This window comes from Streptomyces sp. 796.1 (assembly GCF_047525675.1).
Taxonomy (GTDB): domain Bacteria; phylum Actinomycetota; class Actinomycetes; order Streptomycetales; family Streptomycetaceae; genus Streptomyces.
The window spans coordinates 155933-176755 of sequence record NZ_JBLIWA010000004.1 but is presented as its reverse complement, the minus strand read 5'-3'; the positions used below and the strand labels follow the sequence as shown (position 1 = coordinate 176755).

Genomic DNA, 20823 nt, shown 5'->3' with positions numbered 1-20823 from the left:
CTTTTGATTTGCCCTCCTGGTCGTCCAGGGGGGAGACGCAGCGCCCGGCCACCAGCCGGGCCGACACAGACGAGGAATTCACCACCGTGCATCTCAAGGCGCACACCCCGTCCGTAGCGACCGACCTGATCCCCCCGCCCGACCACCCCTCGGAGGACTCCTTGACCCCGGCCCCGCTCACCGCTCTGACCGAGCTCGATGACGCCATCGAGAGCCTCGGCGAAGCCGTTCCGTGTCGCTCGTACGACCCGGAGGTCTTCTTCGCCGAGTCGCCCGCCGACGTCGAGTACGCCAAGTCGCTGTGCCAGACCTGTCCGCTGCGTGCGGCCTGCCTCGCCGGTGCGAAGGACCGCCGGGAGCCCTGGGGCGTCTGGGGCGGCGAGCTCTTCGTGCAGGGCGTGGTGGTGGCTCGGAAGCGGCCCCGTGGTCGCCCGCGCAAGAACCCGGTCGTGGCATGAGCACCGCCGGCACCATCGACCGCCCCGCGACGCACGACCCCAAGAAGCAGGACCCGACGATGTCAACCACCGACGAACCCCAGCTCGCCTACCCGCTGGGCAACACCACGAACGCACCCGAGACGTGCCAGAACAGGACCCGCGAAATGCAACTCATCCCAGAAGCCTTGGCTCGTGCACATATGCACGAGCGGCTCAACGAGGCTGAATCACAACGCAAGGCCGTGCGCCTTGCCGCGGCGCGACGCATGCAGCGTCGGGCAGAGCGCGCCTCGATGCGTGCCCGCCGCGCCTTGGCCATGGCGGTCATGAGCTGAAGTGCCGCCGGCCGCTCGACGGCCGGCCGTACTCGGCGACCCGAAGGTGACCACGGCCCGCAGGACGGTGTTCTGCGGGCGGGTCACGCCACGTCCACCGAGGGGTGGTCGCCGACCCGTTTCACCAGCAGTGAGTAGTGTCGTATCTGGGGGCAGGTCCGAAAGGACCGGCCCCCAGCGCTTTTTGTGCCGCCCGGCCGGGGCGCGTTGCCCCTGCCGTACGCGAACGGCGGGGCTATCGTCGGCGGGTGGACCAGACGTCACATGAACCGGCTGAACCGGCGCCGTCCGACGGCGAGACCCGCACCTGCGCCCGCTGCGGCACCACCGCCCACGGCACGCCGCCCACCTGGACGTACTCCGTGGAGAACGGAAGACGCAGCTACCTCTGCGACGCCTGCGCCCGGGAGAACATCCGGGCCATCGAGGGCCGGCTCGACTCGGCCTGGTGGTAGCGGGGCCGTCCCGACAGTGCGTCCGTCCCGACAGTGTGTCCTCACCCGCGTTCTGGCGCGGACCCTTCCATGGGTCCTGCCCCTGCCGCGGGCCCTGCCGGGGGAACGAGCCGGCGAATCAATGAGCCGGTAAGCCGACCACGTGCCCGCCACCAGCGGACTAACGCCCACGGATGAGCCCGTAGGCGGGCGCCCGCGCAGCGGGGCGGGTCGGCGGGGGAGTGGGGGCGGCTGGGTTGCTGACGGTTGGGTCGCTGGGGTGGCCCGGGGCGGGGGCCCGGGCCGGAGCCAGGGGCCGTCAGGCCGGGGTCTCCTCCGTGACGCCGTGCTCCGGCGCCGTCGTGACGGGCTTCGTCAGCTCCACTGCCGCGGCAGTCTCGGCCGCGGGCGCCGTGGCAGATCCTGCAACCCCTGCCGCCGCCGCTGTTCCTGCCGGCCCCGCGGGCTCCGCAGTCGCCGCGGGTTGCGTCGCGCCTTCGGCCTCGACCGCCGGTACGGCCGCCTTCGTCGTACGCGTCGTCGTAGCCGCCGCGGTGGGCTCGGCCGCCTCGGACGTGGGCTCAGCCGCTTCGAACCCGTCGGCCTCCTCCACCACGGCGAACCCCGGCACCCACGTCTCGATCTCGTCCCGCATCCGTACCGTCGCACCGAGTTGGGAGAGCACGCCGATGGTGCTCATGCTGACGCGGTGGATCAGCAGGTAGGACGGCGGCAGGTTGAGCTGTCGGCCGAGGTCGTACGAGGGGGAGCGGCGGTCGGCCAGCATCGTCGCCTGGCCGCGAATCCACTCGCGGGTGAAGGTGAACTCCTCCTGCTGGGCCGGTTCGATGATGGGCAACAGGTACTCCATCAGGGCTTCCGAGTCGAGCTGGAGGTCCTGCCTGATGAAGCCCTCCTCGCGCAGCAACTCCTGGACCTCGTCGCCCTCGCCGTCCAGCAGCATGCGCAGGGTGACCCCGATGTGGGGCGGCAGCCCATCGGGCAGCCGGTCGACCGTGCCGAAGTCCATGACGCCCAGCTTCCACTTCTCCGGCGGCCCGTCCGGGGCGTCACCGACCACCAGCCGGAAGTTGCCCGGGTGCGGGTCCGCGTGCAGCAGCCCCGTACGGGCCACGCCGGAGAAGAGGAACAGGGTGAGCAACTGACCGGCGCGGTCCCGCTGCTCGCGCGTGCCGTTGGCTATCACCTCGGAGAGCGGTATGCCCTCCATCCACTCGGTGATCAGTACCTGGTCGGACTGGTGCACCACGCCCGGCACGGTGAAGTCCGGGTCACCGACGAACTCCTCCGCGTAGATGCACTGGGCCTCCGCCTCCAGCTCGTAGTCAAGCTCCTCGGCGACCCGGTTGCGCAGTTCCGCGATGAGCGGCTTGATCTCGATCCCGGGCATCAGCGGGCCCAGGAGGCGGGAGAAGCGGCCCAGTTGGGTGAGGTCGGAGAGCAGGGCCTCGCCGGCGCCGGGATACTGCACCTTGACCGCGACGTCGCGGCCGTCGTGCCAGACGGCCCGGTGCACCTGGCCGATCGAGGCGGCGGCTGCCGGCTTGTCGCTGAACTCCAGGAACAGCTCGCGCCAGTCCGCACCGAGCCGGTCCGCCAGTGCCGCGTGCACCGAACGGGTGGGCATCGGCGGCGCGGCCTCCTGGAGTTTGGTGAGCGCCGCGCGGTAGGGCTTGGCGATCTCCTCGGGCAGGGCGGACTCGAAGACCGACATGGCCTGGCCGAGCTTCATCGCACCGCCCTTGAGCTCGCCGAGGACCTTGAACAACTGCTCGGCCGTGCGCTGTTGCAGCTCTCGTGCGACGATCTCCGCGGGCCGGCCGCCGATGCGTTTGCCCAGGCCCCAGGTGGCTCGCCCCGCGAACGTCAGTGGCAAGGCTGCCAACTTCGCGGTGCGGGTGACCGCTTTGCGGGGTAGATCAGACATGCGCCCCTCCAACTCCAACTGAGTTCTCCCGGGGCGGACCCCGGACCCCCGTCGTCCACCCAGCGGACGCCGGTTTACCCGGACATTGTCGCCTGCGGCCTCGCACTCCTCGATGAATACCCCGTAACCGGAGCGGTCATCGTGCCGCACGCGCAGTCCGGATGCGGCTCGATGGACCGCACGTCCCAGGCTAGACCCGGCAAGGTCAGCTCCCAGCGGGCCCCCATCGCGGGCAGCGCCCCGCCGTCCAGGTAGGCCAGAGCCCGGGTGGCGGTCAGCCCCGCCACCGTCGTCGCCAGTGCCGCGTCGCAGGCCGGTGCGGGAGCCCGGCGCCCCGACTGCCACTGGGCCAGCAGCCGCGGCCAGCCGGGCTCGCGCTCCGCCCGCCACAGCGCCATGCAGGTCGCACAGCACGTAACACCGGGCACGACCAGCGGGCCCACGAAACCGGTGCCCTCCAGGACGCCTGCGTACAGATGCGGGACGCCCGAGGTGATCAACAACTCGGCCGCGTCGGGCTGCGGTGCGTACGCGGCGAGCCCGTCGCGCGGGGCGATGACCACCAAGTGCAGTTCGTCGATCGGGGGCGCGCCCGGCAGGGCGGTGTGCGGGCCGGGCCAGCCGTCAGCCGAGGCAGTCAGGGTAGGCGGGTCACCAGGACCAGCCGGGTCGGAGCCAACCGGGCCCGGGCCAGCCGGTCCGCCTGCGCCGATCGGGGCAGCCAGATCGCCAGGGTTGCCCGGGGCAGCCGGTGGTGTGCTTGGAGCGTGGGTGCGCCTTGGCCGATCCGCCCCCTGCTCCGCTCCGTCGGCGGTCGGACTCGCGGTCGGGGTCGGGCCGGTGGGTGCGGCGGCGTGTCGTCCCGCGGGGCGCCGGCCGGTGCGGGGTGCGGGGCGGTGGGTCGGCGCGCATTCCCGTACGAGGCGGCGCCCCGCGGCCTCCCTGCGCTCGCCGATCTCGGCGGCGGCGAGCCCGGCGGGCAGGATGTCCCAGGGCTCGACCCGACCACCGTCCATCACCTCCACCCGGCCCACCCCGGAGGCCGACAGCAGGGCCGCCACCGCGGCGCCGACCCGGCCCGCCCCCCGCACCTGGACCCGCGCCGCCCGCCTGGCACCCAGCAACCGCGGGCCGGCGGCGGGCTGTGGGTGGAGCACGGTGAGCGCCGCCAGGTCGCCGCGCAGCCGCTCCCGCGCCCGGGGGTCGTCCTGGAGGGCTGCGGCGCCGTCCTCCCGGGCCAGCGGATCGTCGACGAGACCGGCCGCGACGAGCCGCGCCACCACGGCGTCAGCCTTGCCCTCCGGCAGCCCCAGCGACCTGGCCTGTTGGCGCAGCAGCGGCATTCCCCGGGTGCCGTCGAGCAGGGTGAGGAAGCTGCCGGTGGCCGTGTCGAGCGGGCCGAGTAGCACCGCGTGGGCCTCGGTGATGCCGAACTGCACGGTGTCCCGGCTGCGCCACGCCCTGCGCAGGGCCGGCTTGAGCCGCGGGTGCGTCGGCAGTTCCCCGGCCGGGGCGGCCCACGGCGCAGCCGTGCCCGCCGCACCGACTGCGCCCGCCGCACCGGCCGCGCCCGGCGGGGCTGCCGTGGCCGGGGGCCCGGCCGGCTCCGACGGCTGGCCCCTTCGATGGGCCGTTGCCCGCAGGCCGGTGCCGTTGCTCCGGGAGCGGTCGGCCGGCGCTGCACCGGGCGAGGGCGGGAGCGGGGGCAGCGGAGGTGGGGGTGGGGCATCACGCGGGGGCAACGGAGGCGTGGACGGGGCGCGCGGTGGGGGAGTGGGCGAGGGGGCGCCGCCGGGGCGTGGCGGCGTGGGTGCTTCGGAGCGCGGTGTCCCCGTCCGGAGCTCAGGCCGTCCCGGCGCACGGGTCGGAGGGGCAGCGTGTCGGGTGGTGGACAGGGCGGGCGGGTGCGTGGGCGTGGGCGTATCGCGGGGCCGGGCGTGGCGCCGGCCGTGGGGCGGTGCCTGCGGGGGCCTGCTTCCCGGTGGGGCGGCGGGGCCGCAGTCCGGTGGGGTCACCGGACCGCCGCCCGCGGGGACTGCGCCCGCGACCCCGGCTGTAGCCCCGGCGGTGTGCCTGGCCGCGGGTGGTGCCGTGGGTGATGTCATGGGTGGGGCCACGGTGGGCGGGGCGTCCAGTGTGGGTGGTCCCGGGCGGGGTGTCGAACCGGTGGTCCGTGGTGGTGTCGGGCGCGTGGCGTGCATCGTTCCCCCTCCTTGTGCTCTGGGTGGGCCGCCCGCACCAGGGACGGTCGTGTGCGGTGGGCCGTGGGCGGGGCGGGGCCGGCGGTGGCCCGGCGCTCGCTGCCCGGCGGACCGGTCGGGGCGCTGGGCCCGCTGGCGCGGGCTGTCTCGTCAGGCGGCGCACGGGGCGCCGGCCGTCCTGTCGTGGGGCTGAGCGGTTCCAGCATGGGCACGGCGCTCGATCGCTGCGGAGAGTTATCCACAGGCGCTCGCGTTAGTCGTACAAGCTGAATGGACGTGCGGATCGTTCGACCGCTATCCGCGTGCGGGGCGGGACTTCACACACCGCTAGCGGGTAACGTCGGGGCGTGTCCGCTGACCCGCCCCCTCGCCATTCGCCGAGAAGCCGCCCGGGTGCTGGACCTGCCAGCGCGAGCTGGGGGAGCGCCGCCGGGGAGACCCCGTTGCAGAGCGTGCCCCGCACCCAGCGCCTGCCCCCCGATCCGCAGCAGCGCAGCCTCCAGGCGAGCTCCGTGGAGATCCGCCGCAGCAGTCGCCGGCGCCGTACGGTCTCCGCCTACCGCGAGGGTGACCGCACCATCGTGCTGCTCCCGGCCCGCATGTCGGAGGCGGAGGAGCAGCGCTGGGTGGGCGTGATGCTCGACAAGCTCGCCGCCCAGGAGAGCAAGCGGATGCTGGGCGACGCCGAGCTCGCGGCCCGCGCCGAACTCCTCTCCGACCAGTACCTGGGCGGTCGGGCCAGGCCGAACACCGTCCGCTGGGTCACCAACCAGAACACCCGCTGGGCCTCCTGCACCCCCGCCGAAGGAAGCATCCGGCTCTCCCACCGGCTCCAGGGCATGCCCGGCTACGTCCTCGACTACGTGCTGCTGCACGAGCTGGCGCACCTGCTGGTGCCGGGCCACGGGGCGGAGTTCTGGCGGCTGCTCGACGCGTACCCCCGTACCGAGCGGGCGCGCGGCTACCTGGACGGCGTCGTGGCCGCGGACCGGTTGCCGCACCTCCCGGAGGCACGGGGCGAGTAGCGCGCCCCTCCGCCCCCAACCACCCGCCGCGCCCCCGCGCGCCACGGCCGCGCCCCACCACACCCCAGCCCACAGCCACCGCCGCGCCCCACCGCAACACCCCTCACCACCACAACACGCCCCAGCCCGCACCCACCGCCGTCACCACAGCCACCGCCGTGGCCGCGTCCCCACACCCACCTCACACCCACCCACCGCACGCGCCCACCCCACGGATTCCTCGGACCCACCCACGCGCCCGCGCCCACCCCACACCCTGTACACACCCACCCCGCGGGTCCACCCCCGTACGCGCCCAACCCCCCCACCCACTCCGCAAAGCACCCCACTCCGCACCCACACCCACTCCAACCCCGCCCCCGCCCCACCGTGCCAGCCATGTACCAGCCTCGTACCGGTCGTGTGCCGCCGACGGGGTTGGGCCGGGGCCGTCGTGGTGTCGCGTGGTGGGGTTGCAGGGGAGCTCACGGGGGTGGGGGCGGTGGTGTTCGGTGAGGTGTCGCGCGGTGGGGCCCCGTCGCCCCGGTATCCCCGATCCGAACGGTCAGCGGTTAGCCTGACGCGCAACGAACTCACGGTTTCGGGATGGGGGACGGCGTTACGTATGGCCAGGGAATTCCAGCGCGGCCACAAGGCCAAGATCAGCGATCTGACGGCAGGGAGGGACCTGTACGTCGGTGTGCAGGTCGCGGGGCCCGGGCTCACCTTCGACATCAGTTGCTTCGGGCTTGACGCCGACGAGCGGCTCTCCGACGACCGTTACTTCATCTTCTTCAACCAGCCCAAGTCGCCCGAGGAAGCGATCCAGCAACTGGGCACGCAGGCCGGCGACACCGAGTCCTTCCGGGTCACCCTGGACGCCATCCCGGCGCACATCCAGAAACTGTCGTTCACCGCGACCATCGACGGCGCCGGCCAGATGTCGCAGGTCGGGCCGGGGTACATCCGCATCGTCGCGGGCGGTGAGGAGGTCGCGCGCTACGCGTTCACCGGTGCGGAGTTCAGCACCGAGCGCGCCGTGATGCTCGGCGACTTCTACCTCAAGGACGTCTGGCGGTTCGCCGCCGTCGGTCAGGGCTTCGACGGCGGGCTCGAAGCGCTGCTGAAGAACTTCGGCGGTGAGGTGGCGGAAGAGGAGCCCGCGCCGGCGCCCGCTCCCGCCGCGGGCGCCGCCCCCGGCTTCGCCCCGCCCGGCGGTGGCCAGCCGGCCCCGGCAGCCGCGGCCCCTGCCCCCGCCTTCGGCGCACCGGCCGGCGGCCCGCCGCCCGCGCCACAGCCCCAGGCCCCGGCAGCTCCGGCCCCGGCGCCGCAGGCCCCCCAGCCGCAGGTCGCGGCCCCGGCGCCGCCCGCGCCGCCGCAGGCACCCATGCACACGGCCCCGACCGTGGTCGCGCCGCTCACCCCGCCCGGTGGCCAGGTACCGCCCCCGGGCGCGCCCGGCCAGCCGCAGGGCTACCCCGGCCAGCCCGCCCCGTACGGCACGCCCGGCGGCCACCCCGGCGCCCCGGGCCAGCCCCCCGGCCAGTTCGCGCCCGGTCAGCCCGCCCCGCCGCAGGCCCCGTACGGGCAGCCGCAGGGCCAGCCGTTCCCGGGCCAGCCCGGCCACGGGCAGCCGGGTGCACCGGGCTATCCGGGCCAGCCGACCCCCGCCCCGTACGGCCAGCCGCAGCCGGGCCACCCGCAGCCCGGCCACCCGCAGGGCTACCCCGGCCAGCCCGCTCCCTACGGGCAGCAGCCGATCCCGGGCCAGGGCGGCGCGCACGGCGGCGCGGCTGCCCCCGGCGTGCAGGCCGCGCTCGCGAAGTACCGCGAGGCGCCGACCGGCCAGCGGTGGACCCCGCAGAACCCCCGACTGATCCGGGTCGACCTCGGCATCGGCGGCCAGCCCGTACTGGCCAAACAGGGCACGATGGTGCTCTACCAGGGCAAGGTGGACTTCGGCTACAAGGGCGCCGGCTTCCGGGGCCGCATCGTCGGCAACGCCACCGGCCAGGAGATGCAGCTCATGCGCTGCTCGGGGCAGGGCCAGGTGTTCCTCGCCGAGAACGCGGCCGAGGTGCACCCCATCGAGCTCCAGGGCGACGCGATCTGCGTGGCCGCCGAGAACGTGCTCGCCTTCGACGAGTCGCTCCAGCACGAGGTCCGGCGCATCGAGGGGCACGGCATCCCCGGCGGCGCCCTGTTCACCATGCAGTTCCAGGGCACCGGCACCGTCGTCGTCAAGACCCAGGGCACCCCGGTGGTGCTGCCCGTCACGCCGACCACGTTCGCCGACAGCAACGCCATCGTCGCCTGGTCCGCAGCCGCGCAGGTGATCATCTCCAGCCAGGTGCGGCTGCGCCGCGCCGCCTTCCCCGGCCACAGCGGGGAGACCGTGAACCTCCAGTTCCGGGGCGCGCCCGGCAACTTCATCGTCGTCCAGCCGTACGAGGTCTGAGGGAGCCCGTCATGAACCAGCACCAGCTCGCGGGCTACGCCCCGACCCCCGTCGCCGCCCGGATGGAGAACCACGGCAGCAGCATGCTCAAGGTCGCCATGCAGAGCGGCCAGGACCTCTTCGCCCGCACCGGTTCGATGGTGGCCTACGAGGGCTTCGTCCAGTACGAACCCAATCCGCCCGCCGTGCGCCAGATGGCCTCGCAGTGGCTGACCGGCGAGGGCGCGCCGCTGATGAAGTGCAGCGGCGACGGACTGCTCTACCTCGCCGACTACGGCGCCGACGTGGTCTGCATCAACCTCAACGGCGACTCCCTCTCGGTCAACGGCACCAACCTGCTCGCCTTCGACGCGCACCTCCAGTGGGGCGTGCAGCGGGTCAAGGGGATGGCCAAGTTCGCCGGTCAGGGCCTGTTCAACGTCGGCGTCTCGGGCACCGGCTGGGTCGCCCTCACCTCGCGCGGCACGCCGATCGTGGTGGACTGCGGGCGCGGTGAGGACGAGACGTACGTCGACCCGGACGCGCTGGTGGCCTGGTCGACCAATCTGAAGATGAAGGGGAAGCGCAGCTTCAAGGCGTCCTCGATGATCGGCCGGGGCAGCGGCGAGGCGTACCAGCTCGGCTTCTCCGGCCAGGGCTTCGTCGTCGTCCAGCCCAGCGAGGACAGCACCGACCGGCTCCGGGCCCGGGGCTGAGGGGGAACGAGAGAGATGCAGAGTCCGCTCTTCGGCCACACCGAGGCGCAGTCCCAGGACCGCTACGCCATGCAGAACCCGCAACTGCTGCGGGTCTCCCTGACCGGCCACGACGACGTCCTCGCGCGCAAGGGCTCGATGGTCGCCTACCAGGGGCTGATCGAGTTCGACGGCGAGTTCCAGACGCAGAGCCAGCGCCGCGCCCGCGCCAACACCGGCGAGGGCCTGGACCTGATGCGCTGCTCGGGGCAGGGCACGATCTACTTCGCGAACCTCGCGCAGTACGTCCACGTCGTCGACGTCGACCACGACGGGCTCACCGTGGACGCCGGGTACGTGCTCGCGCTCGACTCGGCGCTGCACTGGGAGACCGTCGCGGTCGACAGCCAGTACGGCATCTCCGGGTCGGGCAAGTACAACCTGGTCATCTCCGGACAGGGCAAGGTCGCGCTGATGACCTCGGGGCAGCCGCTCATGCTCCAGGTGACGCCGGACAAGTACGTCAACGCCGACGCCGACGCCATCGTGGCCTGGTCGAGTTCGCTGCGGGTGCAGATGCAGGCGCAGACCCACTCGTCGGGCGTGTGGCGGCGGCGCGGCAACACCGGCGAGGGCTGGGAGCTCAGCTTCCTCGGCCAGGGGTACGCGCTGGTGCAGCCCAGCGAGCTGCTGCCGCCGCAGAACGCGGTGGTGGGGCAGGGCGTCGCGGCCCAGTTCGGCATGGGCCAGCAGGGCGCCCACGGCCAGAACCAGGGCAACATCTGGTCCAACAACCGCTGACGCCACACACCCCGGCCCGGTACGCGCCTGCGCCCGTACCGGGCCGGGGCGCGTCCCGGGCCTCGTTCACCGTCGGGTGCGGCGCGCGGTCGTGTGCGGCGCGGCTGCCCACGGCTCACCGCGCACACCGCATGACCGCGTACGCCGCACGCGTGCGGCCAAACCCACCACGTGCTTCACCCCTGCGCGCGACGCCCGCCCGCCCGGACCTCACCCGCGCGCGTACACCTCGCCCTCGCGTACGGCTCGCGGCGCCGCGCTCCCGGCAGTGCCCTCACAGCAGCGCGCGCGTGCGCTCCACCAGGCGGACCACCGAGTCGTCGGCGACCGCGGCCACCTCGGCGTAGTCGAACCAGCGCACGTCCAGCGACTCCGCGCTCACCACCGGTTCGGCGCCGGCCGGGGCGAGCGCCGCGTACTGCACGTCCAGGTGCCAGGCGCACGGCGTGTGGTGCCGGTCCAGGCGGACCGGGCCGGCCGGCAGCAGCGTCAGACCTGCGACGCCCGACTCCTCGGTGGCCTCGCGCAGCGCCGCAGCCGCCAGCGTGGCGTCCTGCGGCTCGCAGTGGCCACCCATCTGGAGCCACATCCGCAGCTTGCGGTGGAGCGTGAGCAGCACCCGCCCCCGGTCCGGGTCGATGACCAGCGCGCTCGCCGTCAGGTGCCCGTCCCGGCACGCCTTCCACATGCCGTCCTGATGCGCGGCCAGGTGCTCCAGGTACGTCACCCGCAGCCGCTCCTGCTCCGCGTCGGGCGCCGGCCAGGCGGTCAGCGCGTCGGCCGCCGCCGCGTGCAGGTCAGCCATCAGGGACGCCCGCCGGCGGGGCCCGGGCCCGTGTCGCCGCCCGCTTCGCCGTCCTCGTCCAGGCCCGCTCCCGACTGGCCGGGGGCCGCGTCGCCAGGGGCCGTACCGCCGGGAGCCGCATCCCCGGGAGCCGCATCGCCGCGGGGGCCCTTGCCGAGGCTCGGGCCGCTGGCCGCCTCGCCCAGCATCTTGTCCAACTCGGAGAAGTCGAGCTGCTCGCGGTGGACGAAACCATCCGGGTCGTCCAGGTCGGCGGCGGTGGGCAGCATGTCCGGGTGCGCCCACAGCGCGTCCCGGCCGTCCAGGCCGCGCGCATCGGTCAGCGAGGCCCACAGCCGCGCCGCGTCCCGCAGCCGCCGGGGCCGCAGTTCGAGCCCGATCAGCGTGGCGAAGGTCTGCTCGGCGGGACCGCCGGTGGCCCGGCGGCGGCGCAGCGTCTCGCGCAGCGCGTCCGCGGACGGCAGGTGCGGCGCGGCGGCGGCGTGCACCACCGCGTCCACCCAGCCCTCGACCAGGGCCAACGCCGTCTCAAGCCGGGCCAGCGCGGCCTTCTGCTCCGGGGTGTCCTCGGGCTGGAACATGCCCTGCTGGAGCGCTTCCTGCAACTGCTCGGGGTGGGTCGGGTCGAGCTGCCCGACCGCGTCCTCCAGCTTGGCGGTGTCCACCTTGATGCCCCGCGCGTACCCCTCGACGGCGCCGAACAGGTGCGAGCGCAGCCACGGCACGTGGGCGAAGAGCCGCTGGTGGGCGGCCTCGCGCAGGGCCAGGTAGAGCCGCACCTCCTCCTGCCGCACGCCGAGGCCGGAGCCGAACGCCTCCACGTTCGTCGGCAGCAGCGCCGCCTTGCCCGCGGGGCCGAGCGGCAGCCCGACGTCGGTGGAGCCGACCACCTCGCCGGCCAGCACGCCCAGCGCCTGCCCGATCTGGGTGCCGAACATCGCCCCGCCCATGGAGCGCATCATGCCGAGCAGCGGCCCGGCCATCGCCTGCATCTCCTCCGGCAGGACGCTGCCCATCGCCGAGCCGACCTGCTCGGCGACCGGGTCCACCAGGTCCTTCCAGACCGGCAGCGTCGCCTCGACCCACTCCGCGCGGCTCCAGGCCACCGCCGTGCCGGCGCCGGACGGCAGCGACGTCACCCCGTCGAGCCACAGGTCGGCAAGGCGCACGGCCTCCTCGACCGCGGCCCGCTCCTTGGGACCGACGCTCACGTCCTTGCTCTGGTCCTCGCCGCCCTGGGCGACGGTCTGGCGGGCGATGTCCTTGGCCATGTCCCAGTTCACCGGGCCGCCCTCGTACGAGAGCATCTGGCCGAGCTGTTGGAAGGCGGCGCCCAGGTCGTTCGGGTTCAGCGAACCGAACATCGCGGCGAACGGGTTGTCCGCGCCGCCGCCCCCGCCGAAGCCGAAGGGGTTCGCGGGCCCCGGGCCACCGCCCTGGTTGCCCTTCTTCTTGCCGTCGTCGCCGTCCTCCGGCTCCTCCGGCGGAAGGCCAAATCCAAATGGGGTGTCACTCACGGGTTTCCTCGGCTCCTAGGGCCGTCGGCTCGAAGCCGGCGGCGACTGCCCGACAACACCACCAGCGTAGACACCCAGCCGCTATCAGGGCTCGGTGCTTCGCCGACCGGATGCCTGCGGCAGGATGGACAGCGCCTGGTACGTACGCGTCAGTTCTCTTACGTACAGAAGACAACCGCTGGAGCCGCCCGGTGAGTTCCCCAGATCCAACCGTTCGCGCAGCGCGAAACGATCCGCCCCCCGAGCATTCGACCTGGGCGGAGCCGTCCTCCGCGCCGCTGCGCCGCCCCGTCGTCGCCGTCACCGGAGCCGCGTCCGGCGTGGGCGCCCTGCTGACCCGCAGGCTCACCGAGTCCGCCGAGATCAAGCAGGTGCTCGCCATCGACGAGCGGCGCGGCGAGGTCAGCGAGGCGAGCTGGCACGTGCTCGACGTACGTGACCCCCTCATCGCCGAGAAGCTGCGCGGCGCCGACGTCGTGGTGCACCTCGCCACCGATCTCGACCTGGAGACCGACGCCGAGGCCAGGACGGCCTACAACGTGCGCGGCACCCAGACCGTCCTGACCGCAGCCGCGGCTGCCGGGGTGCGCCGCGTGGTGCTGTGCACCTCGGCCATGGTCTACGGGGCGCTGCCCGACAACGACGTGCCGCTCTCCGAGGACGCCGAACTGCGGGCCACCGCCGAGGCCACCGGCGTCGGCGACCTCCTGGAGATCGAACAGCTCGCCCGCCGCGCGCCCCGCGCCCACCCGGGCCTCAACGTCACCGTGCTGCGCCCTGCCGTCCTGGTCGGCGGCACCGACACCGCCCTGACCCGCTACTTCGAGTCGCCGCGTCTGCTCGTGGTCGCGGGCTCCCGGCCCACCTGGCAGTTCTGCCACGTGGACGACCTGGTCAGCGCCCTGGAGTACGCGGTACTCGAAAAGGCCGAGGGCGAGCTGGCCGTGGGCTGCGACGGCTGGCTCGAACAGGAGGAGGTGGAGGAGCTGACCGGCATCCGGCGGATGGAGCTGCCGTCGGCCGTGGCCCTCGGCGCCGCCTCCCGGCTGCACCGGCTCGGCCTCACCCCCTCGCCCGCCGGCGACCTCGCGTACACCATGCACCCCTGGGTGGTCAGCGGCAGCCGGCTGCACGATGCCGGCTGGCGGCCCCGGTGGACCAACGAGGAGGTGCTGGCCGAACTCCTGGAGGAGGTCGCGGGCCGGCGCACGGTGGCCGGCCGCCGACTGGGCCGCAAGGACGCCACCACGCTGGGCGCCGCCGGTGCCACGGTCGCCCTGGTCGGCACCGCGGCCCTGGTCCGCCGCGCCCGCAAGGCCCGCAGGCGCCTGTAGCCCCACCCCGGCGAGGCCCGCGGGCGCCTGGGACCCGGCTCCCGCAAGGCCCGCGGGCGCCTGAGCGGCCACTTCCGCGAGGCCCGCGGGCGGCCTGTGCCCCGCCCGGCGGGCGCCGGGGCCTGGGCCCCGCGGCCGGCCCCGCGTCGCGTGCGGCGCCCCGGCGGCGCCGGCCGTGCCGAGGTGGCCTGCCACGGACGGGGCGGGTGCGGCACGATGGGCCACATGGCAGACACCGAAGCAGCGCAGGCGGCACAGCCCGGGCCGAGCAGCCCCCTCCGGCTGCTGGCCATCCGCGACACACCGCTCTCCGTGGACGAGGTGTTCGGCGCGGTGGCCGACGCCGGCGCGGGGGGCACCGCGCTCTTCGTCGGCACCGTGCGCGACCACGACGGCCCGACCGACGCGCAGGTCACCGGCCTGGGCTACGCGGCCCACCCCAGCGCGACGGACGAACTACGCCGAGTGGCCGAGAAGGTGGTGGCCGACTTCCCGGTCCGCGCGCTGGCCGCCGTGCACCGCGTCGGTGACCTCGCCGTCGGTGACCTGGCCGTGGTCGTCGCCGTCTCCTGCCCGCACCGCGCGGAGGCGTTCGCGGCCTGCCGCCGCCTGATCGACGACCTCAAGACGGAGGTCCCGATCTGGAAGCACCAGAGGTTCGGCGACGGCTCCGAAGAATGGGTGGGGATCTGAGGCATCCTCACGGCCCCTTCACGCGTCTTACGGAACGAGCACGCGAGCGCCGCAGCGCGCAGGTGCCCCGGGAGCGCCCCGCGCGGCCCGGGTCACCGGCCACCGGTGCGGTTGCGTAACTCGACCCCTGCCGTGAGCGTTGTGCTGGCAGACGATTAATCTGCTCATCTGTCAGTTGCGGGTGCGTAGGGGATTGGAAGTCCGCCGTGGGTGTGCTCGTGTGGTTGATCATTCCGCTTGTTGCTGCTGGTGCGGCCGTCGTCTATACCGCCTGGGCCGCGCGTGACCGCCGGGCCGGGGACGCCGCCGAGGTCGCCGGGTACGAACGGTTCCGCGAAGCGATGCAGCGTTCGCATTCCGGTTCCGGCTCGGTCTAAGCCGCTCCGCCCCGTCCCACCCGGCCGGACCCCGTCCGGCTACGTTCGCGAGTGCGACGGCGCGCCCCCGGGCGCACCGTCCGCCGGCGGCCTCGGGACGGGGCGGTCGGCCACCCACAGAACGCAGCGCGCGCCACCGCCACCCCCTGCACAACCAGCCGCCGCATCGCGCACGACCCGACACGTCCCGCGTACCCGTGCACCCGCGCCCGAAGCGGGCACCTGCGCCGCGCGCCCGCACTCGAATCCGTGGACGTCGGCACTCGCTTCACCGGCCCCCGCGGTGCCCGCCCCAGAGCCTGGACGGCCCGCGCCCGGCGGCCCGCCCCCAGCCGACCCCGTACGCCCCCTCCCGAGCACCACCGGACGGACGGCCCCGGAGGTGAACTCACAGGCCCGTCCCGTACTGTCGTTCCATGCCACGCCGCACCGCCACGCTGCTCGCCTCCCTCCTGACGCTGATCGCGTTGCTCTGTGCGGGGGTGCTGATACCCGTGCCGTACGCGGAGATGAGTCCGGGGCTCACGGTCAACACGCTGGGCAAGCACGAGGGCGAGACGGTGCTCCGGATCACCGGGCAGAAGACGTACCCGACCAGTGGCCACCTCAACATGACCACCGTCCAGGTCACCAACTCCGAGTACAAGATGAACCTGGTGGAGTCGGTGTACGGCTGGCTCTCGCACGACAAGCTGGTGGTGCCGCACAAGACGCTCTACCCGGACGACAAGTCCGCGGACGAGGTGAACCAGGAGAACGCCGAGGAGTTCACCCAGTCCCAGGAGAGCGCCAAGGTGGCGGCGCTCAAGGAGCTGAAGAAGCGCAAGCTGCTCGACGTGAAGCTCACCTCGCACACCGTGGTGGGCAGCGTCGCCAAGGGCGCCCCGGCCGAGGGGATACTGCACGCGGGCGACGCGATCAAGGCCGTGGACGGCGAGGCGGTACGGACCCCGGCGGACGTCGTCAAGCTGGTCAGTCAGCACAAGCCCGGCGACAAGACGGTCTTCACGGTGATCCCGGCCGAGCGGGTGGCGGCGGCCGAGAAGCAGCGCAAGGAACCGCGGGGCGCCAAGAACGTCACCCTGACCACGATGCGCGCGCCGCAGGAGGACCGGGCGATGATCGGCATCGAGGCGGCGGTCGACTACACGCTCCCGTTCGACATCTCGATCACCGTCAGGGACGTCGGCGGGCCCAGCGCCGGGCTGATGTTCTCGCTCGGCATCATCGACAAGCTGACCCCGGGCGACCTGACCGGCGGCGAGTTCGTCGCCGGCACCGGCACCATCGCCGAGGACGGGACGGTCGGCCCCATCGGCGGCATCTCGATGAAGACGGTGGGCGCGCGGAACAAGGGCGCCACCTACTTCCTCACCCCCGAGGCCAACTGCCCCACCGCCGCCCGGGACATCCCGGACGGGCTGACGCTGGTCAAGGTGGCGACGCTGGACGACGCCATGGACGCGCTGGAGAAGATCCGCGAGAAGAAGACGGCCGACCTGCCGAGCTGCACCCGCGGCTGAGGCCGGGCCCGCGCCCGGCCGGCTCAGCGGCGGCGTCGGACCAGCGGCGGCGCGGGGCTCGCAGCACACCCCCCACCGCGGCACCGGGCCCCGCAGCGGAGCCAAGGCCCCGCAGCCGGCCGCCGGCATCGGCCCGCCCGCCACGGCGGCCGGGCCCGGGCCGGCCCCCGCGACCCCACTGGCCCGCCGGACTGCTGGCCCGTCAGGCCGCTACTCCGCTACTCCTCGAACGTTCTACTCCTCGAACGTCGCCGCCAGCGCCTCGGCCAGCCCCGGCACCAGGTCCGACCCGGTCAGCACCTCGGTCGGGGTGTCCTTCTCGCGCAGCCGCAGGGCCGAATCGCGGGCCCCGTCGCGCAGCACCGCGACCGTCATCCGCACCTCCTGCCGGCCCGGCTGCTTGGCCACCCAGTCGGCGAGCTGCTGGTCGCTCAGGCCCTCGGGGATGGCGGCCTCGGCCGCGGCGGGCAGCATCAGCCGCTCCACCACCAGCGCACAGCCGGTGACCGCGTCCGGCCAGGCGATGGTCCCAAGGAACTCGTCGAGCGCGGCACCGGCCGGCAGCTCGTCCTGCTCGATGGGGGTCAGGGCGCCGGCCTGGCCGTCGGCTTCGAGGCCGAGCTGGTCGGCGAGCTGCGGCTGATCGGCCCGCAGCCGGGCGGTGTCGACCAGGGCGAACAGCCGGGCCGGCTGGTCCCAGCCGAGCCCCGCCGCGTACTCGTCGAGCTCCAGTACGGCGCGGGTGAGGGGGCTCGCTGCCATCGGGGGCGCGGGCGTGGAATCCGGGGGAAGGTTGGACATGGTCAATATCGTGCCTTGAACGGACCCGAAAACGGGAACTGAGTAAAGCCTGAGTAAGTTGCATCAATGGGCCCTAGTATCTCGGGGCTGCTTTACCGAGCTTCAACGACACCGAACTTCGAGGTGCGCACCTTGGCTTTCCAGATGCCGGACCGCGGCGGAGGCCCGACCGGGCCACGGATCAGAGTCGGCCGACCGTCCCGGCGGGTCCGGACCCTGCTCATGACGTTGGGCGTGCTGGCCGTGCTGGCCATGGCGTTCGTCATGTTCGCCGGGTTCTGGACGGACTGGCTGTGGTACCGCTCGGTGCACTACTCATCGGTCTTCCGGACCACGCTGATCACCAAGATCGGCCTCTTCGCCGTCTTCGGCCTCCTGATGGCCACCGCCGTTGGGGTGAACATCTGGCTGGCGCACCGGCTGCGCCCGCCGCTCAGCGCCATGTCGCTGGAACAGCAGTCCCTGGACCGCTACCGGATGGGCATCGACCCGTACAAGAAGTGGCTGCTGATCGGCATCACCGCGCTGGTCGGCCTCATCTCGGGGGCCTCGGCCTCCGGCCAGTGGCGCACCTGGCTGCTGTGGGTCAACGGCGTCTCCTTCGGTGAGAAGGACGCCCAGTTCCACAAGGACGTCTCCTTCTACGCCTTCGACCTGCCGTGGTACCGCTTCCTGCTGAGCTTCGGCTTCGCGGCCACCGTCCTGTCGCTGATCGCGGCGACGCTGGTGCACTACCTGTACGGCGGGCTGCGCATCACCAGCCCCGGCGCGCGGGCCACCGCCGCCGCCACCGGCCACCTGTCGGTGCTGCTCGGCATCTTCGTCGCGCTCAAGGCCGTCGCGTACTGGCTGGACCGGTACGGCCTGGCGGTCAAGTCGAGCGACCTGAAGGAGACCGGCAACTGGACCGGTCTGAAGTACGTGGACGCCAACGCGTACCTGCCGGCGAAGACGATCCTGTTCTTCATCGCGGTCATCTGTGCGCTGCTGTTCTTCGCGACGCTGTGGCGGCGGACCTGGCAGCTCCCGGTGATCGGCTTCGGCCTGATGGTGCTCTCGGCGATCCTGATCGGCGGGCTCTACCCGGCGATCGTGCAGAAGTTCCAGGTCCAGCCGAACGAGCAGGCCAAGGAAGCGCCGTACATCAAGAAGAACATCGAGGCCACGCGCAAGGCGTACGGCATCGACGAGGCGAAGGTCACGGGGTACCAGGGCGAGAGCACCTCGGACCCGAAGTCGCTGCGCGAGAAGGCGGAGTCCACGGCCAGCCTGCGGCTGCTCGACCCGAACGTCGTCTCGCCCACCGTCCAGCAGCTCCAGCAGGTCCGCGGCTACTACCAGTTCCCGCAGGTCCTGGACGTGGACCGGTACAAGGACGAGAACAACGAGGACCAGGACACGGTCATCGGTCTGCGCGAGATCAACACCAAGGGCATCCCCGAGCGCAACTGGATCAACGACCACTTCAAGTACACCCACGGCTACGGCGCGGTGACGGCCAAGGGCACCGAGACCACCACGACCGGCGCCCCCGCGTTCATGGAGCGCAACCTGCCCTCGCAGGGCCAGTTCCCCAAGTACGAGCAGCGCGTCTACTACGGCGAGAAGACCACGCAGTACTCGATCGTCGGCGGCCCGCAGGAGGAGCTGGACTACTCCGGCGACAAGGGCGAGGAGAAGACGACCAAGTACCGCGGCAAGAGCGGCGTCAACCTCTCCAACCCGCTCAACCGCGCCGCGTACGCGGTGGCCTTCAACGAGCCGCAGATCCTCTACTCGGGGGCCATCGGCAAGGGCTCGCGGATCCTGTACAACCGCACGCCCAAGGAGCGCGTCGAGGCGGTCGCACCGTGGCTGACCATCGACGGTGACGCCTATCCGGCGGTCATCGGCAACCGCATCCAGTGGATCGTGGACGCCTACACGACGACCAACGGCTATCCGTACGCCTCGCGCACCACGTTGGGCGACACCACCGAGGACTCGCTGACCGACGGCCAGCGCGAGGTGGTGGCGCAGGAGAACAAGGTCAACTACATCCGCAACTCGGTCAAGGCGACGGTCGACGCGTACGACGGCTCGGTGAAGCTGTACGAGTGGGACACCAAGGACCCGGTGCTCAAGACGTGGCGCAAGGCGTTCCCCGGGACGGTCAAGGACCACGACAAGATCAGCGACGAGCTGATGGAGCACCTGCGGTACCCGCAGGACCTCTTCAAGGTGCAGCGCGAACTGCTGACCCGGTACCACGTCACCGACCCGGAGCAGTTCTACAGCGGCAGTGAGGTCTGGCACGTGCCGGACGACCCGACCAACAAGGTCAACTCGGTCCCGCCGTACTACCTCAGCATGAAGATGCCGGACCAGGACAAGAAGAAGTTCTCCCTGACCACCACCTTCACGCCCAACGGCCGGGACAACCTGAGCGCCTTCATGGCGGTGGACGCCGATGCCCAGAGCAAGGGGTACGGCGAGATCAGAATCCTGAAGCTACGGCCGAACAACCCGGTCTCCGGTCCACAGCAGGTGCAGAGCAAGTTCAACTCCGATCCGAAGATCGCCGAGAGCATCAGACTCCTCAAGGGCGGCGACTCGACGGTGGAGTACGGCAACCTGCTGACCGTGCCGCTCGACGAGGGCCTGTTGTACGTGGAGCCCGTCTACGTCCGGGGCGCGGGGACGAACTACCCCCTGCTCAAGAAGGTGCTGGTGACCTTCGGCGACCAGACGGCCTTCGAGGATTCGCTGGGCAAGGCGCTCGACGTCGTCTTCGGCAAGAAGAAGCCCACCGATCCGACGAAGCCACCGGGCGAGGGCGACCAGGACCGGCCACCGGCCGATCCGACGGTGGGTCAGGCGCTGAAGGACGCGCAGGACGCCATCGACGCCGGTCAGAAGGCGCTCCAGCAGCAGCCGCAGGACTGGGAGGCGTTCGGCAAGGCCCAGAAGGACCTGAAGGAGGCGCTCGACCGGGCGGCCAAGGCCGAGAAGGAAGCGGCGGACAAGGCGAAGAACGACGCCAAGGGTGACGCCAAGAACGGCGCCCAGGGTGACGGCGAGGGTGACGCCAAGTCGGACGGCGACCGGGACAAGGGCGCCGACCAGGCGTCGTCCCGTACGGGCCCACCCGGCGACCAACCCGAGCGCACGCCCGCCAGAGCGGACGGCTGACCGGACGGCTGATCGAACCCACCCCGCGTCGTGGTACGTTAGGTGCACACCGACGCGGGGTGGAGCAGCTCGGTAGCTCGCTGGGCTCATAACCCAGAGGTCGCAGGTTCAAATCCTGTCCCCGCTACTCACAGGCACAGGCCCGAATCCTCATCAGGATTCGGGCCTTGTCGTGCGTGGGGGCACGGCTCGCCGGCCCCCGGATACCGCTCGCCGGCAGCGTCGCCGGCCGGGGCCGCGCTCGCGGTGACGGGCCGTACACCGTTCTTGCGCAGTGCGCGACGCGCCGGGGACACCCCGCGAAAAC

General features: G+C 72.7%; 17 protein-coding genes and 1 tRNA gene. 13 read left to right on the top strand and 5 right to left on the bottom strand.

Annotation, left to right across the window (positions count from 1 at the left end; translation table 11 throughout):
• Positions 1-86 precede the first annotated feature (86 nt).
• The 3 genes from ACMA1D_RS05080 (at position 87) to ACMA1D_RS05070 (ending at position 1230) form a co-directional block, all read left to right on the top strand.
• The gene (locus tag ACMA1D_RS05080; protein ID WP_349997269.1) at positions 87-458 is read left to right on the top strand and encodes a WhiB family transcriptional regulator; all 372 of its coding nucleotides are present in this window, start codon (positions 87-89) and stop codon (positions 456-458) included.
• Positions 455-775 carry a hypothetical protein gene (locus tag ACMA1D_RS05075; protein WP_414722638.1) on the top strand — a complete coding sequence of 107 codons (321 nt, stop codon included), beginning with the start codon at positions 455-457 and terminating at the stop codon, positions 773-775. The genes ACMA1D_RS05080 and ACMA1D_RS05075 overlap by 4 nt, the downstream gene beginning before the upstream one ends.
• Before the next feature lie 248 nt (positions 776-1023).
• Positions 1024-1230: a hypothetical protein gene (locus ACMA1D_RS05070; RefSeq protein WP_414722637.1), complete on the top strand. Its 207-nt coding sequence runs from the start codon at positions 1024-1026 to the stop codon at positions 1228-1230.
• Between the two features lie 298 nt (positions 1231-1528).
• On the opposite strand, the gene ACMA1D_RS05065 is transcribed toward ACMA1D_RS05070, so the two are convergent.
• The gene (locus ACMA1D_RS05065; protein WP_414722636.1) at positions 1529-3157 is read right to left on the bottom strand and encodes an ABC1 kinase family protein; all 1629 of its coding nucleotides are present in this window, start codon (positions 3155-3157) and stop codon (positions 1529-1531) included.
• A gap of 74 nt (positions 3158-3231) precedes the next feature.
• Complete coding sequence (locus tag ACMA1D_RS05060) at positions 3232-4596, bottom strand: ThiF family adenylyltransferase (RefSeq protein WP_414722635.1); 1365 nt, start codon at positions 4594-4596, stop codon at positions 3232-3234.
• 1214 nt (positions 4597-5810) lie between these two features.
• Here ACMA1D_RS05060 and ACMA1D_RS05055 point away from each other — a divergent pair.
• The 4 genes from ACMA1D_RS05055 (at position 5811) to ACMA1D_RS05040 (ending at position 10295) form a co-directional block, all read left to right on the top strand.
• Positions 5811-6383 carry a M48 family metallopeptidase gene (locus tag ACMA1D_RS05055; RefSeq protein ID WP_349997286.1) on the top strand — a complete coding sequence of 191 codons (573 nt, stop codon included), beginning with the start codon at positions 5811-5813 and terminating at the stop codon, positions 6381-6383.
• A 604-nt stretch (positions 6384-6987) separates the two neighbouring features.
• Complete coding sequence (locus ACMA1D_RS05050; RefSeq protein WP_414722634.1) at positions 6988-8820, top strand: TerD family protein; 1833 nt, start codon at positions 6988-6990, stop codon at positions 8818-8820.
• A gap of 11 nt (positions 8821-8831) precedes the next feature.
• Entirely contained in the window at positions 8832-9515 is a 684-nt protein-coding gene (locus ACMA1D_RS05045) for an AIM24 family protein (protein ID WP_349997384.1), read from the top strand.
• Positions 9516-9530: 15 nt separating this feature from the next.
• The gene (locus ACMA1D_RS05040) at positions 9531-10295 is read left to right on the top strand and encodes an AIM24 family protein (protein ID WP_414722633.1); all 765 of its coding nucleotides are present in this window, start codon (positions 9531-9533) and stop codon (positions 10293-10295) included.
• Positions 10296-10569: 274 nt separating this feature from the next.
• Here the strand turns inward: ACMA1D_RS05040 and ACMA1D_RS05035 are convergent, their stop codons facing one another.
• Together ACMA1D_RS05035 and ACMA1D_RS05030 are read right to left on the bottom strand one after the other, a co-directional pair.
• On the bottom strand, positions 10570-11100 hold the full coding sequence (locus ACMA1D_RS05035) for an NUDIX hydrolase (RefSeq protein ID WP_414722632.1): 531 nt from the start codon (positions 11098-11100) through the stop codon (positions 10570-10572).
• Entirely contained in the window at positions 11100-12617 is a 1518-nt protein-coding gene (locus tag ACMA1D_RS05030) for a zinc-dependent metalloprotease (protein WP_414722631.1), read from the bottom strand. Before ACMA1D_RS05030 ends, ACMA1D_RS05035 begins: the two co-directional genes overlap by 1 nt.
• 191 nt (positions 12618-12808) lie before the next feature.
• On the opposite strand from ACMA1D_RS05030, the gene ACMA1D_RS05025 reads away from it, so the two are divergent.
• The 4 genes from ACMA1D_RS05025 to ACMA1D_RS05010 all read left to right on the top strand — a co-directional run bounded on the left by ACMA1D_RS05025 (position 12809) and on the right by ACMA1D_RS05010 (position 16544).
• Positions 12809-13951: an SDR family oxidoreductase gene (locus ACMA1D_RS05025; protein WP_414722630.1), complete on the top strand. Its 1143-nt coding sequence runs from the start codon at positions 12809-12811 to the stop codon at positions 13949-13951.
• A gap of 216 nt (positions 13952-14167) precedes the next feature.
• On the top strand, positions 14168-14644 hold the full coding sequence (locus ACMA1D_RS05020; protein ID WP_414722629.1) for a molybdenum cofactor biosynthesis protein MoaE: 477 nt from the start codon (positions 14168-14170) through the stop codon (positions 14642-14644).
• Between the two features lie 206 nt (positions 14645-14850).
• The gene (locus ACMA1D_RS05015; protein WP_414722628.1) at positions 14851-15021 is read left to right on the top strand and encodes a hypothetical protein; all 171 of its coding nucleotides are present in this window, start codon (positions 14851-14853) and stop codon (positions 15019-15021) included.
• Positions 15022-15437: 416 nt separating this feature from the next.
• On the top strand, positions 15438-16544 hold the full coding sequence (locus ACMA1D_RS05010; RefSeq protein ID WP_414722627.1) for a PDZ domain-containing protein: 1107 nt from the start codon (positions 15438-15440) through the stop codon (positions 16542-16544).
• A gap of 234 nt (positions 16545-16778) precedes the next feature.
• On the opposite strand, the gene ACMA1D_RS05005 is transcribed toward ACMA1D_RS05010, so the two are convergent.
• Complete coding sequence (locus tag ACMA1D_RS05005; RefSeq protein ID WP_414722626.1) at positions 16779-17345, bottom strand: PPA1309 family protein; 567 nt, start codon at positions 17343-17345, stop codon at positions 16779-16781.
• A gap of 144 nt (positions 17346-17489) precedes the next feature.
• Between ACMA1D_RS05005 and ACMA1D_RS05000 the strand changes: the two genes are divergently transcribed.
• Together ACMA1D_RS05000 and ACMA1D_RS04995 are read left to right on the top strand one after the other, a co-directional pair.
• On the top strand, positions 17490-20516 hold the full coding sequence (locus ACMA1D_RS05000; RefSeq protein ID WP_414722663.1) for a UPF0182 family protein: 3027 nt from the start codon (positions 17490-17492) through the stop codon (positions 20514-20516).
• Between the two features lie 53 nt (positions 20517-20569).
• A tRNA-Met gene (locus ACMA1D_RS04995) sits at positions 20570-20643 on the top strand.
• Positions 20644-20823: the final 180 nt, after the last annotated feature.

Bases quoted from the DNA above. Each gene is read 5' to 3' on its own strand.
- ACMA1D_RS05020 (WP_414722629.1), top strand. From the start codon at position 14,168: ATGGGCCACATGGCAGACACCGAAGCAGCGCAGGCGGCACAGCCCGGG.
- ACMA1D_RS05040 (WP_414722633.1), top strand. From the start codon at position 9,531: ATGCAGAGTCCGCTCTTCGGCCACACCGAGGCGCAGTCCCAGGACCGC.
- ACMA1D_RS05075 (WP_414722638.1), top strand. From the start codon at position 455: ATGAGCACCGCCGGCACCATCGACCGCCCCGCGACGCACGACCCCAAG.
- ACMA1D_RS05000 (WP_414722663.1), top strand. From the start codon at position 17,490: ATGCCGGACCGCGGCGGAGGCCCGACCGGGCCACGGATCAGAGTCGGC.
- ACMA1D_RS05045 (WP_349997384.1), top strand. From the start codon at position 8,832: ATGAACCAGCACCAGCTCGCGGGCTACGCCCCGACCCCCGTCGCCGCC.
- ACMA1D_RS05065 (WP_414722636.1), bottom strand. From the start codon at position 3,157: ATGTCTGATCTACCCCGCAAAGCGGTCACCCGCACCGCGAAGTTGGCA.
- ACMA1D_RS05035 (WP_414722632.1), bottom strand. From the start codon at position 11,100: ATGGCTGACCTGCACGCGGCGGCGGCCGACGCGCTGACCGCCTGGCCG.
- ACMA1D_RS05010 (WP_414722627.1), top strand. From the start codon at position 15,438: ATGCCACGCCGCACCGCCACGCTGCTCGCCTCCCTCCTGACGCTGATC.
- ACMA1D_RS05050 (WP_414722634.1), top strand. From the start codon at position 6,988: ATGGCCAGGGAATTCCAGCGCGGCCACAAGGCCAAGATCAGCGATCTG.
- ACMA1D_RS05005 (WP_414722626.1), bottom strand. From the start codon at position 17,345: ATGTCCAACCTTCCCCCGGATTCCACGCCCGCGCCCCCGATGGCAGCG.